Origin of the sequence: Corynebacterium stationis, assembly GCF_001941345.1 — a bacterium.
GTDB classification, from domain to species: domain Bacteria; phylum Actinomycetota; class Actinomycetes; order Mycobacteriales; family Mycobacteriaceae; genus Corynebacterium; species Corynebacterium stationis.
In genome coordinates, this window is record NZ_CP009251.1 from 901,157 (window position 1) to 915,058 (window position 13,902).

9 protein-coding genes are annotated in these 13,902 nt (G+C 53.0%); 6 read left to right on the forward strand and 3 right to left on the reverse strand.

The features are described 5' to 3' along the window. Positions 1 to 104 precede the first annotated feature (104 nt). Together CSTAT_RS04260 and CSTAT_RS04265 are read left to right on the forward strand one after the other, a co-directional pair. The gene (locus CSTAT_RS04260; protein WP_075722592.1) at positions 105 to 689 is read left to right on the forward strand and encodes a TIR domain-containing protein; all 585 of its coding nucleotides are present in this window, start codon (positions 105 to 107) and stop codon (positions 687 to 689) included. 7 nt (positions 690 to 696) lie between these two features. Then, positions 697 to 1,575, forward strand: a complete 879-nt coding sequence (locus CSTAT_RS04265; protein WP_075722593.1) for a DUF4231 domain-containing protein — start codon at positions 697 to 699, stop codon at positions 1,573 to 1,575. A gap of 77 nt (positions 1,576 to 1,652) precedes the next feature. Here the strand turns inward: CSTAT_RS04265 and glnA are convergent, their stop codons facing one another. Both glnA and CSTAT_RS04275 read right to left on the reverse strand, forming a co-directional pair. Beyond that, complete coding sequence (gene glnA / locus CSTAT_RS04270) at positions 1,653 to 3,095, reverse strand: type I glutamate--ammonia ligase (RefSeq protein WP_075722594.1); 1,443 nt, start codon at positions 3,093 to 3,095, stop codon at positions 1,653 to 1,655. A gap of 58 nt (positions 3,096 to 3,153) precedes the next feature. After that, positions 3,154 to 4,311 (reverse strand): ornithine cyclodeaminase family protein, encoded by a 1,158-nt coding sequence (locus CSTAT_RS04275; protein WP_075722595.1) that lies wholly within the window; start codon positions 4,309 to 4,311, stop codon positions 3,154 to 3,156. A 478-nt stretch (positions 4,312 to 4,789) separates the two neighbouring features. On the opposite strand from CSTAT_RS04275, the gene CSTAT_RS04280 reads away from it, so the two are divergent. Further along, positions 4,790 to 5,470 (forward strand): DUF4230 domain-containing protein, encoded by a 681-nt coding sequence (locus CSTAT_RS04280; RefSeq protein ID WP_075722596.1) that lies wholly within the window; start codon positions 4,790 to 4,792, stop codon positions 5,468 to 5,470. A gap of 223 nt (positions 5,471 to 5,693) precedes the next feature. Beyond that, the gene (locus tag CSTAT_RS04285) at positions 5,694 to 7,394 is read left to right on the forward strand and encodes a hypothetical protein (RefSeq protein WP_075722597.1); all 1,701 of its coding nucleotides are present in this window, start codon (positions 5,694 to 5,696) and stop codon (positions 7,392 to 7,394) included. A gap of 117 nt (positions 7,395 to 7,511) precedes the next feature. On the opposite strand, the gene CSTAT_RS04290 is transcribed toward CSTAT_RS04285, so the two are convergent. After that, positions 7,512 to 8,957, reverse strand: a complete 1,446-nt coding sequence (locus CSTAT_RS04290) for a DUF5129 domain-containing protein (RefSeq protein ID WP_075723795.1) — start codon at positions 8,955 to 8,957, stop codon at positions 7,512 to 7,514. Between the two features lie 384 nt (positions 8,958 to 9,341). Between CSTAT_RS04290 and CSTAT_RS04295 the strand changes: the two genes are divergently transcribed. Together CSTAT_RS04295 and CSTAT_RS04300 are read left to right on the forward strand one after the other, a co-directional pair. Then, on the forward strand, positions 9,342 to 12,569 hold the full coding sequence (locus tag CSTAT_RS04295) for a LamG-like jellyroll fold domain-containing protein (protein WP_075722598.1): 3,228 nt from the start codon (positions 9,342 to 9,344) through the stop codon (positions 12,567 to 12,569). A gap of 106 nt (positions 12,570 to 12,675) precedes the next feature. Next, the gene (locus tag CSTAT_RS04300) at positions 12,676 to 13,902 is read left to right on the forward strand and encodes a trimeric intracellular cation channel family protein (RefSeq protein WP_075723796.1); all 1,227 of its coding nucleotides are present in this window, start codon (positions 12,676 to 12,678) and stop codon (positions 13,900 to 13,902) included.

Genomic DNA, 13,902 nt, shown 5'->3' on the forward strand with positions numbered 1-13,902 from the left:
AATCTCGGGTCCCTCATCGAGACGGATTTTCTTCGTTCTCTACTCCGCGTCGAGAATGAAGATTGCAGTTTGGTTAGATCTAACTTAGATTTTGAGGAGGGCCCATGGGCCATAAGGTTTACATTTCTTTTAAGACCGAAGACATATTGTATAAGGAAACAATCCAATCGTGGGAACATTTGGATTATGTTGACAAGTCGCTTAATGAACCGATTGGTTCTACTGATGATGACTATGTACTTAGGAAGATTCGCGAAAACTATCTCCACGATTCCACGGTTACAGTTTTTCTTATCGGCAGTTACAGTGCCGAATTTCTCGGAGAGGAAGAGCAAAAGTTTATTAAAGGTGAGCTCCGAGCTTCGTTGTATAACGGCGTTGGAAATACTAAGAGCGGAATACTGGGAGTTGTTCTCCCGGAAATGATGGATTCAATCTTTAAAGGATCCTATTCCTGTTCAGCGTGCGGCGGCACACACAATCACGTAGATCTTGGGGAATCAATAGTTATCAATGAATTCAGCTATAACTATTTCATCCCGAATTCTGGATGTTCTTGGTCTGACTCAGACCGGTATTGCGTTTTAGTTTCCTGGGAGGAATTCAAGAACGAGCCGAATAAATGGATCGATAAGGCATACGAAAAGCGTACCGAGCCTATCGCGGATAAGACCAAGGTAAGGCCGTGATTTGTCAATGAAATTGGAATTTCCAAGTCTCTTAGAAGCAACTGAAAAGGCATCTGCGAGTGCTCAAAAATATTTCTTCTGTGCGACGGGAAGTTCTTTCGTGTTGCTTGCGCTTGCTTCGGTGACGGCCTTTATACCTACGTCCGGACCTGGAGAAAAAGTGGGTGCAATTCTTTGTGTCTTATTTTTCTTAATTGCGATTGTGATCCAAATCAGTAGCACTTTGAGCGGGCAAGAGCAAAAATGGTACCAAGCGAGAGCAGCCTCGGAGTCGATTAAGACTGCAACTTGGGAATTTTCTGTTGGTGGAGAGTCTTTTAGGATTGACGATGAATCTGCGAATGTGCGATTTCGAGACACACTCAAGAGAATTCTTTCTGATTTAGAGTCGCTTGACATAGGGCCAGAGGGCCCGAAGCTTTCAGCTATCACTGAATCGATGCGAAACTTAAGGAAGTCGAATTTAGCTACCCGTGCACAGGCTTATCGTTCAGAAAGGGTGGAGGATCAAATTCAATGGTATTCAAATAAAGCCAAACAAAACAAGCAGCAACATTGTCGTTTCATGAAGCTAGTGGTAGGCATTGAAAGCCTTGCAGTAGTTCTTGGTATCCTCCGAATTGCAGGATGGATCGACGTTGATATGCTTTCGCCTATTGCGGCGATTGCAGCAGGATTGGCCGGTTGGATGCAAGCCAAGAAATATTCCAATTTAGCAACAGCTTATGCAGTCACCAGCCATGAAGCTTCTCTGGTGCTTGAGACACTTTCTTTAGATGACGTAGAGTGTACCGAGCCGGAATGGGCGCAGTTGGTGCATGATGCAGAAGCTGCATTTAGTCGAGAACACACGATGTGGCTTGCTCGGAGGCAAGGACCAGTTTAGAAATCAACCCTCCTTAATTCGGGCCAATTGGCTAGTGCGTAGACTCATCAGGAGTTAGGCCAAGGGCTATGACATGGCTACACGTTGTAGTACAGCTCAAATTCTTTGGGGGAGGGGCCCTGGCGCAGGGGTTGGATTTCGCGGTCGAACTTCAGGCGCGCGTAGGCCTCGAGGAAGTCTTCGCTCATGACGTTGCCGGCGGTGAGGAAATCGTGGTCATTCTCGAGTGCTTCGAGTGATGCTTCCAGCGAGTGCGGTACGCGCGGGATGCCTTTGAGCTCTTCTGGTTCAAGTTCGTAGAGGTCCTTGTCCACTGGCTCGCCGGGCTCGATGCGGTTTAAGATGCCATCGATGCCTGCCATTAGTTGCGCGGTGAACGCGAGGTACGGGTTGGCGGATGGATCCGGTGCGCGGAATTCAATGCGTTTGGCGGCCGGGTTATCGCCGGTCAGTGGGATGCGGATGGCAGCCGAGCGGTTGGACTGGGAGTATGCCAGGTTCACTGGGGCCTCGAAACCCGAGTAGAGACGACGGTAGGAATTGACCGTAGGGTTGGTCAAAGCTAGCACTGCCGGTGCATGTTTGAGAAGGCCGCCGATGTAGTAGCGGGCGATATCGGAAAGCCCGGCGTAACCGGTCTCGTCATAAAACAGTGGCTTGCCGTCTTTCCACAGCGATTGATGGGCGTGCATACCGGAGCCGCCATCGCCAGCCAATGGCTTGGGCATAAAGGTTGCGGTCTGCCCGTGAGCCTCAGCGGTGTTGCGAACGATGTACTTGAACGCCTGCATATCGTCGCCCGCATGCAGCAGGTCAGAGTACTTGTAATTGACCTCCTGGATACCGCCGGTGGCTACTTCGTGGTGGAAGCGTTCAATCTCAAAGCCGATTTTCTCCAAGTTGTACACAATGTCATCGCGCACCGGAATGGTCTTGTCATAAGGAGCGACAGGGAAATAACCATCATTAATACGAATCTGGTTGCCGCGGTTCGGGCTGCCATCCATCATGGTTTCCTCGCCTGAGCGCCACCATCCCTCATCAGAATCTACGTGGTGGAAAGAATGGTTGACGCCGGAGGAATAGCGCACCGAATCGAATACATAGAACTCCGCCTCAGCGCCGATGGAACAGGTATCCGCGATGCCGGTTTCTTTCAGATATTCCTCGGCATTTTGCGCAATGGAGCGCGGGTCGCGGCTGTAAGAGGTTTGGGACAGTGGATCGCGAACAAAGAACTGCATGTTCAAAGTCTTGTGATCACGGAAAGGATCGACATATGCGGTTTGTGGATCCGGGACCAAAATCATGTCCGACTTATCCACGGTGGCAAAGCCGGGGATAGACGAGCCATCGAAAGCAAAGCCTTCAACAGCTGTCTCTTCCGTCAGCAGACGGGCAGGCACAGTCAACGCGTGCTCAGCGCCGAAAATATCGCTGAAGCGGATATCTAAGTAACGCACCTCCTCAGCCTGAATAAAGTCGATTACGTCTTGAACTGAGGAAGCTTTAAAGCTCACTGTGAAAACACGCCTTCGTGTATCTGATTGGTTGTTGGTACGGACTAGATATGGCTAGTTATGACAGAGCTGGGATATCCCACAAGTTCAGGGGAGTGCCCAGCTTCTTTTCCAGTGCCTGGTGGTAGACATCTGTTGCCCATGCTACGTCTTCTACGGGCATGCCACCGATGGAATAGAAGAAAATTTCTTCATCATTGCTACGGGCAGGGGCATCGCCGTTAGCAATCGCGCCGATATTGGCGATGTCTGATTCCTTTAAGGTTCCTTCTTGAACCATGTCCCACCAGCGGTTGCCGGGAATACCCAGCAGGCGCTCATAGGTGACATCGGGTCCGTTCTCGTTGAACCACTCGGCATAAAGGCCCTTGTAGTCCACAACCAGGCGGGCGCCGCCGGCGGTGATGAAGTCATCATCGAAACGCGCTGCTGCGGGCGCCAAGACTAGCGCGCCGGGCTTAAGCCATTCCTTCTTGAAGTAAGGGAAACCCTGCGGCCCGTCCGGAGAGGTGGACGTACCGGCGATGAGAATATCGGAATTCTCAATCGCCTCCTGCTCGGTTTCGACGACGGAGAATTCGATGCCGGGATGCTTCTCGCGCAGGTAGTCCGCAGTGCGGCTTGTCGATGCAGGCGTGCGGCCCTTAATCTTCACGCGCTTAATCGATGGACGCTGCGTGATTGACGATGCCAAGATAGTGCGCGACATAACTCCTGGGCCGATGATGCCGACTTCTTCGGCGTTCTCAACGGCTAGGTGCTTCACGCCTACGGCAGGTACTGCACCGGTGCGGTAAGCAGAGAGCAAGTTAGCTGACATGATGGCCTTCGGTGCGCCCGTGACCGTGTCGTTGAGGACGAAGACGTGAATCGAACGAGGCAGATCATTCTTGCGGTTTTCGGCATTCGAGCCGTACCACTTCACGCCTGTGTTGTTAAAGCGCCCGCCGATATACGCCGGCATCGCCATGAAACGACGGTCTGGGCCATTAGCTGGCATACCCTCGTGCTCCGGCTCATCGGGGAAGTTGATTTGTGCGCCGTGCGAGTTCGCAGATGCCCCTGCCATCCGGTAGTCACCTTTATCGAGGAGAATGAGCGTTTCTTCCATGGTTTCCACGCACTTGGCGGTATCGGTCACGCCGGCGTCGATCATGTCCTGCTCGGACAACCAGATTAGATTAATTTGAGTATCAGCGTGCTCACTTGCGGTCATAGTCTCACTTCCATGCGTCGGGCACATCTGGCGAGCTAATAGACCTCATGCTCTGCAACTTCTTTTTATAAGGACCCGCCGATGTGCGATTGCGTATCTAAGGCCTACGTAGTGCAGCCTATAGAACAACCGATAAGAATGCTTCGAAAGCCCAATAAATCGCGCGCTGCGAATCGCACAGATCCGGTGGATACACTCTGTCTTTGTCAGACCAAGCGGTGAAAATTCTGTGCGCTGCGGAAATGCCCCTTAACAGGGGTGTTTGAAGGTTGAGTCCTGCGACTGGAGCTGGGGACGTAAACGATGGTGTGCCTTATTTTGTTAAAAGCGGACTTTGTCTACGAGAGTGCAAGTTGTGGTCTTGTACGCAATCGAGAAAATTATTAAGACAACCTGTATTAGCTCTGATAATCTACTTAACGTTTAATAGGAGTCGGTTCAAAACGAACGTTGGCTCATGGCAATGAGGAGCAGAGTTTTGAATAAGGTTATCTGGAACATAATCGGTGGGATTGTCGCGCTGGTGGCGGTGGTGGCGCTCGTTCTTTGGATTTACAAGGAATTTTTCGCACCCGAAGAAGAGGTTGTTGTTTCGGAGCCAAAGCACATCGACTTCACACTGGAGCCGATCGCAGAACTCGCCCTCGAGGAATATAACTACACAGGCGTAGGGTTCCACTCTGAACAGAGGCAGGTGTTTAACCGCAACGTTCCGTTCACTGGAAACGAGGCTATCTACACCTTCGAAGGTAGCGTCAAAGCTGGCGTGAAAGATGCAACCGAGATTAAGGTGACGCGCCAAGACGCTGAAATGAAGTTCGTTGTCACGGCACCTGAGGTTGAGATTATCGAGTCTCACATTGATTCGGGTGATATTGAAGTTCTCCGACAAAGCAATAATCCGATCAATCCAGTCGATATCCAGGGCGCTTTTGGCTCAGTTGCTGCCGAGCAAGACAAGGCTATCGATAAAGCAATTGACGCTGGAATTCTCGAGCGCGCCCAGGAAGAGCTGGAAAAGCACCTCAACGTGTACGTGAAATCAGTGGTTAATGCCAGTGATTGGGATCAGTATGAGGTTGAGATTCGCACTGCAGGCGACGAGGAAGCTGAAGGATCAGAGGAAGCTGCTGAACCCTCCAGCAACACGGAGTCCTAATCTCCCTCAGCAAAGCCGAGCTTCCAGGTAGTTTGTTTTAGCCATGGAGGCTCGGCTTCTTTGCAGTCGAGAGCGGAATCAGATGCTCGAAAGGCTTCCTGCCCATGGAGAGGCAGTGGAAATGAAATTTAAATGGTGCTCTATCCGGCAGAATTTGCCATATACTTTGATAGTCAATCGCGTGATGAAAAACCTGCGGTTATCTGCATGAAAGAAGGCTCAAATGGACGACCAACTCAATGGGCAGGGCGCTGACAATGCCGTTGCTAAACAGACTGGCACAGAGGTTGACAGCAATTCTGGCACTGTAGAATCTGCAGCGTCGACGACTCTGGTGGAAGTCGCGCCTGGCTTAGCAGCCGTATTCGGGGAAGTTCCGAATGGCCTTGAACTACTCAACCTAGACTTAGTTCCATCGTTTGACCGCGCCGAGCTTTCGAGTGTGTTGGGCTCCGTTGGCACTTGGTCGACTCTAGGCGGAAATCTGGTAGTCGCTGCAGAATCATTGCAGGGACTTTATCGGTTGGATGATGCGACTATGGCTCTGCTTCAAAGCGGAGCTGAACTCGCATTCAAGGATGGTGCCAATCTTGGCGCAATTTTTAAGAATGGCGAACTAATTGCTCAAGCCAGGCTCATTCCAGCCGCAATGACTCCAGCTATGGCGATCGCCGCAATAGGGCCGGCCTTGGCATTGGCCGCTATTGAATCAAAAATTGATGAAGTATCGGACCTTGTTAATACAAACATTCAACTCACGACTCAAACCCTCAAGGCTATTCGTTTTGAGCAGTGGTCAGAGCTTGAGGGATTGGCAAATACGATGGACTCCACGATAAAAGAAATCCGGGAGTTGGGGACCGTCACTGAATCTATCTGGGAATCCGTTGCTCCCCAGCGAACAGCAGTTCGTCATCAGCTAAACCTGTACCGATTGAATGTTGCTGACCACATTAAAGAAATTAAAAAGCTCGAAGGTCGTGCACGTCGTGAGTATCTTGAGTCCAATGCTGAAGCCATAGTCTTTGATTCAAATGCGCTCCTCACGTCGCTCAAGGTATTCGCTGAGTATGAGGCCATTCGTGCGTCTATTGCTCGATATCGTAGCCAAAGCGATGAAGATGAGGCAAAACAGTTTGAGTCGATTGTTGAGAAAACACCGGCTGAGATCGAAACATCCCTGACAGAAATTCAGCAACTGATAGAGTCGCTCGTCCGGGAACTGCAAATCATCGCGGAACTTCCGGGCCGTGCCACGATTCCATTTATGAGCAGATGGAGAGAGTCTAAGAGCACTAAGTTGACCTCTCAACAGATTCTTGAGGCGATCACCCCAGTTTCTGAAAAGCTTCAATCTGCCCCAAGTGTTCTGGGGGTTCCGGAAATCGTTTGTGCTCCAGAGGGCCTCGAGCTGGAACCATATCTCAAAATCCTGCGATGGTTCCTTCAACGCGATGAAGAATTGGAAGCAGTGGCGTTTGCATTTGAGAGCCGGAGCTCACGTTTGGAAGGTGTAGGACGTGCGCTTATTAGCAAGCGGGTAGACGCTGCTTGGGATGCACTTGGAGCACGACGGACATCTGGCGTTGCTGAGAAATTTACTGATGGCATATTTATCTCGGTAACCAACCAGCGGGTCATCGTTGCAGATCCGAAGGATTTCTTGCGAGAGGCAGAGTCTGTCGAGAGCTACAACTTAGCTGACGTACGAAATGTGCGCGGTCGACTGGACCGTACGGCATCGATACGTCCGTCTGTCGATGTTGCTTTGACGAAAGCGGATCTCCACTGGAAGTTCCCAGAAGCGGCAAACACCGCAGACATCGACAAGTTAGCTGAGCTCATTGCGAAGGGACCACAAAAGCTGCTCTCTGCGACTGAAACATCCGCACAGATTGAGAAGCCAAGATCAACGGACGGTTAGAAAGTTTTGCGTATCCGCGGTTTTATTGCCAGCAGACTTGATGTGCTGAATCTAATTCGGCGACCCCGCGATTGTCGAGCTGCTTAGATCGCGGGGTCGTTGCAGAATTGGAAGTTCCTAGAAACTCGATGAGCCACCCGCACCAGAGAAGCCAGAGCTAAATCCAGTGTTGGCGCCGCCACCGCTGCCGGAGGATTGGGCAGCGGAGTTGGTGGAGTGCCAGGTGCTCAGTGCCCAGAATGGAACGAAGTTGTTGTAGCCGTAGCCCGCGCGGTAGTCAGGGCTTGTGATGCCAGGAGCAGTAAGGGCGGTATTTTCAGACTCATCAAGGTCGTTGAACTTCTGCTTGCGCAGCTGTTCAAGGGCAGTGCGGTAGTCACCGAGCAAAATGACGTATTGATCCAAGAAATCGGGGGACTGTGTGCTGTTCATCAACGAGTCCGCACGCTCACGCAAATTTTGTAGTTCGAGGTAGAGCCCGGATTTGGCATCGTCGAGCGCAACTTGGGCCTCGACGACGTCATCGCGAAGCGCGTGCAACTCAATACGACGGACAACCTCGTCGCCGTGCTCCAAGCGATATAATTTGTCAATGTTGTCCTCGGCATAAGAAACCTCACGCGTGGTTACTGCGGCCTGGTGAATGGCGTCGGCCTGCTCAAGGTATTTCTCATCCGAGGACTTTGAGGTGAGATTGCCTAGTGAATCCACTTGGTCGTGGATATGGAAGAAACGGTCACGTACCTCCTCCCACTCAGAGCGCATTGTTGCATTCGCAAACGGAGAGGTCAACGAATGCGCGCGGATATCAACCTGATCCAGGCGTGCTGCCAGCTGACCGTATTCCTTGCCCACTAGGGACATCTCGGCGCGAGCCTGGGCAATCTTCTTTGCTTTGCTCCGGCGATACGCGCCAACACCCAACCCGGTAGCGAAGATAGCTCCGCCGCCACCGATTCCAGAGCCAACCATCGCAGCGATGCGATCGCCGACAGCATCGTTATAGCGATCTTCCGCGAGGGTCGAAATATCCGTTGCCGCATTCGCGCCAGCAAAAAGCCCCGCCGGGATGTTGTTATCCTTAACGCCGGGCTTGATGGCATCGAGTGCATCATCCAAGTGGGAACTTTCGCGCAAGTCCAAGGCCTCGGCTACATCTTCGCCAGCAAAAATGAAGGCCTGACGGGGGTCGAGGCCGACACCAACAATAAGAACTCCATCCGCGAAGTAATCATCACCAATCAAATCCGGACGGTTATCGCGCAGGTATTCCTCCACGGTGTCATTGACGTTGTCATCATTTTCTTCAAAGACCATGTAGTGCAGCTGCTCTACTACGGCGGGGGCGTCAAGGCGCTCGGCGTCACGCTCCAAACGCGCTTCATCATCTGCGCTCAGCACACCTTCTGGATTGTGAACCTCAGTGCTAAATGTGCTGGTGATCTCCATCTCCGCAGTATTAGCAACCTCAAAATCCTCGCGCTGCGGAGCATCTATAGCTGCCCCGACACCCCCGGCTAATGCGCCACCGCCGAGGGCTCCCATAAGGAGGGAAACGCCCATCATTTTTCCGACACCCGGACGGACCTTCTGGTGAACTTCTTTGAGCTCAGCTTCAGTTAACGCTTGTTGCTCATCAGTGTGAGTCGTCTTGGCTACGTCCGTGGTGGGCTTTCTCTTGGCGCTCATAAACACAACGTTAGTTCACATCAAGATAATTCGGCTATAGCGGACTAACAGTGACACAAAAAAGGGGAGAGCGCGAAGCTGTCCTTCTGAAAGTTCTTTCATCAACCTAACGTTTGTGAGATGTTGTTTTGTAGTTTGTTTTGGCTTAACTCTGCCTCGATATCGTGCTTGCGGCATGTCCTCGAAGAGGGCGTGTCTTAGGCGAAATAGCTATTTCGCGTGAGATTTTGTTCAACCACTACGAGAAGAGACAACCAAATGACAATTAAATCGACTCGGCTGTCAACAGCACTAGTCGTCGCCGGCACGGTGACCGTAAGCCACGTTGCCATGGTAGGGGCGGCCCATGGACAACAAAACGCGCAAGCAGATCTGCTTGATATTGAGATTTCGGAATCCGGGGCCATCGACACCGCGCGGGATGTTCCGGCCAAAATCAGCGGGGATCCGGAATTTGGCATCGACCCGGCATTGGAACAGCCGGTTGCTACCTTTGACGGCCAAGATGATGCCGTGCAGTTTGATATCGGGGACCAGGACGCAGCGCTTGCCGATGGCTTCGCAGTCGAGTGCACTTTCAAACTCAACGGCGAATTTGCCAGCGAAAAGAGCCTGTGTGCCAACAAAGAAGCCGGCGGGTTCGCACTCGCGCTATACGAAAATGAACTGTCCTTCATCATCCATGTTGGTTCCGGCTACCAGCAGGCGCGCGTGGAGGTTGACCCAGACCGCTGGTACCACGCGGTTGGCGTATGGGACGGCCAAGAAGCCCAGCTTTATCTCAACGGTGAGCTGGCAGCGAGCAAGAAAACTACCGGCGAATACAACGTGCCCAGTGGCAATGCTGATTCCTTCACCGTGGGCGGTGACACCAATGGCTCTGACAACCCGCAGCTGCTTGCCGATGCCTCCTTCCGCAACGCGCGCCTTTACTCCGAGCCCATCGGCGAGTCGGATGTGGCGGCCCTGTACGGCGAATCTGGCGTCAACAGTGAAAAGCAGCTGGAACTGGCATCTACCACTCCGGCTGAAGGCGACCACGTCAAAGAAGGCGTGAAATTGGAGGTCGAATTTTCAGATGACGCTTTGATTAGCGGTGAGCCCACTTATGAACTCGATGGTGAAAAAGTGGAGGCAGGCCAGTTTATTGGACCGGGGCTTTTGGAAGGAGAACATGAGCTTCATATTCAGGCAAAGGATGTCTTTGGGGGAGAGATTTCCGAGCGGGTTTCCTTCACCAGTGGCAACATACCTCAAGGCGGTGGTACTGATACGGACCAAGGAAAGGGGAGCGTGACTCTGTCCGCGATCGCTGATAATCCTTCCGGTGGGGACGTGGAGACCACGTTTACCAAGGGTGCTACCTCTACTCCGGAGGGTGGGTTCCAGGGAGTAGTGGGCGGAATGCCGGATTCGCTGGATTTTGAATACGAGGACGCTTCCGAGATTTCTGCCTCGCTTAAGCCTGGCGATGACGACACCGCGCAGACAGCTTCCACCACGCAGATGCCTTTTCAGCGTTTCGATGTTGCTCTTCCTGAAGACGGCGCGGAAGAAAACCAACTGGTGTGGAAAGGCCAGGTAGACCCTATTCGCAGCGCGCGCTTGTTTGCATGGAACACGGCAACGTCTACTTGGGATGAGCTGGCAAGCACCCGTGGAAATAGCAACGGCGAGGTCAGCCTCAACGGTGACATCAGCGCTGAACATATCGATGGCGATGATGTACACGCCATGGTTTTAGGCTATGACCCATTTGCAGATGACATCCCGAACACCGTCGAAGATAGCTTTGCAGACCCGGATGACTATGACTTTGCCATCTCTCACCACACTGACACCCAGTATATTGTGGAAGGCGCGGTAGAAAACGAGTCCGAAGAAGAACGCGAAGTCTGGAAGCAGTCCTACTTAGATGCTACGCAGTGGGTTGCTGATAACGCGGATGCGCGCAAGATTGCATACCACGCGCACACGGGCGACATCATCGAAAACTGGATTCGCGAAACCAATGATGAGGACAATGCCCGCAAAGAATTTGAGGTCGCTTCCGAAGCTCAAAAGATTTTGGACGAGGCCGAGGTTGTCAATGGTGTTCTGCCCGGTAACCACGATAACTGGACAGGACGCGATACTGGCCCAGACAACCTGTACAACCAATACTTCGGCCCGGAGCGCTACGAAGCCCTAGAACAGACCGCCGGCTGGCAAGCCCGCGATGCCTCGCACCACCCGTGGAAAGAAGGCGACAATGACAACCACTATGATTTGTTCAGCGCCGAAGGACTAGAATTCGTCGTGGTCAGCCTAGGTTACGATGTCACCGAAGAAGAAGCCGCCTGGGCCGATAGCGTGCTCAAGCAGTACCCAGACCGCAACGCTATTGTGCTCACACACGCTTATAACAAACCCAGCAATTCGCCCGACGGCAGGGGTGCGAATGCCTCTCACGACGGCAGCATCGTTTTAGAAAAAGTTGTGGAACCTAACTCGAACGTGGCCCTAGTGCTCTCGGGTCATGAGCACGGCGTGTCCATCGTCACGCGCAAAGATGTTGGCGCGGAAGGCAACCATGTCACTGAACTGTTAGCTGACTATCAGTTCTACAAAGTCGGATCGGATGAGCTTGGTCTTACCGAGGTCGGCGGATACGGCACCGACACACCACTGCAATTTGGTGCCGCGTTCCTACGCCTTTTGCAATTCGACCTCGATGCCGGCGAAATGATCGTGGATACTTACTCGCCGTTTCTCGACAACTTTGGTGCCACCGAATACGATGACCGCGCCCGTTACGATGGCACCGAAGATGACACCCGCCTGCCGGTTCAGTTTGAAACACGCAAGACCAGCTTTACCACCGACGCCGTGACCTTAGTTTCCGATACTGGCGAAGAAATCGGCAAAGACACCGCGCGTTCTGGCTGGCCAGCCGAAGTCAACTGGACTGGACTCAATTCTGACGAGGTCTACGCCTGGTACGCCACCAGCCGCGACACCGCCACCGGCGAGGAGGTCGAACCTGGTCAGACCCGCCAATTTGCAGTATTTACGGCCCGCGATGCCGGCACCGACTCCACCGCACCTGAGCTTAACGTGCCTAGCGATGACATCATTGTTGAAGCTGGCTCCGCCGCCGACCTGCTTGCCGGGGTCACCGCTACCGATGACGTTGATGGTGATGTCACCGATAGCATCGAAGTTGTGGGCAACCTCGACATCAACCAACCTGGCCGCTACATCATCCGCTACGTCGTCAGCGATGCCAACGGCAACCAAGCCACCACTGACCGTATAGTTGTTGTCACAGAAAAAGACGACGCCTCTAGCTCCGAAGGCAGCTCGGGCTCATCAGGCTCTTCCGAGAACCCCGGTTCTTCGGGATCTTCTAGCTCCAGCCGTGGCGGAATCTTTGGGTTATTCGATGCTCTAGGCGGGGCATTCCGCAACCTTTTTGGGGTAATTAGCGGAGCTTTTCGTTCCTGATACACGCTTTTCTTGGTCTTTGCCAGTAGCTGAGCTTCCACGCTAAACACCGCGATATCTACCAAACCACGGCGCACAAGCAGCTGCGGTTTATACAATGAAGCGCATGCACGAGGTTGATCCGCTCATTGAATCGTTATACCGCTGGTCTGATGTCAGCGGTGTGTTGCTGATGGGAATTATTGGCGGAACGATCGCTAGACAGCGTGGTTATGACATCATCGGGTTCTTTTTCATTGCGCTATTTTCTTCACTCGGCGGCGGCATGATTCGCGATGTGCTCATCAACCGCGGCACCGTCGCCGCCATGGCGCAGCCCGAGTATCTCATCCTCGCTTTTACCGGTGCTTTGATCGCGCGTTTCGTGTACTTCAAAGGCCGGACCTGGGACATCTTGCAAGCGCATGGCGATGCCATCGTCTCAGGACTGTGGGCCGGCACCGGCACTGTTAAAGCGTTGACCTTTGGCTTGCCGGTGGTGCCCTGCATTATGATGGGCGTGTTTACCGCCACTGGCGGGTCAATGATCCGCGACGTTGTCACGGGGCGTGTACCCGGAGTGTTTGGCGATAATCAACCCACGGTGATTCCCGCTATCGCCGCCTCAATTATTGTCCTGATCTCCGATGCCTTCGGCTACCTCGCCGTCGGAATGATCTTAGGCCCACTGGTTAGCATCTTCTTAGCCTTGCTGGGCTACTGGGGCGGGTGGCGTCTGAACTCCAACCCCGAATGGGCGCCGGTGAATGAATCAGCAGTGCAGGTCGCGGAATTGGCCAAGAAGGCAGAACATAAAAGCCGCGCAGTCGGCCGCAAGTACGAACCCACGCGGATTCGGTCCTGGCGCCACAGGCAAATGGAAAAGGCTCTGGAACGCCGCATCGAGTTAGAGATCAAACGCGGCACGCGCCGTGCAACCGCCGAGTCCGATGCCGAGAAATTTTTGAAAACCTTTACCTCAGAGTTTCGGCACGAAGGTGATCCCACAGTCGCGGATTCACGTCATCCCGAGCCGATGCTGAAGCAACCCGCGCACAAGCCTCCAAAGCCTTCTGACGAACTAGCCGAACGTGTCCACCCGACTACCGGGGAGCCAGCTTCCGACAGCGAAAAGGCGCCAAGCACGGGCTTCTTCGCGGACATGGGCATGGACTTTTCCGGCGAGGCCTACGAACACTACGACGAAGATACAGCGAGCGATAGCGATGGATCACCGTCGGAAAGGTCCGACGAGGCGCGGCAAGAGATGCTCGATATGATTTTGTCCGACGACAAGCTTACCGATGAACTCGTCAACCGCCTGATCAAAAAATACAAAGAGCGCGAGGAATAA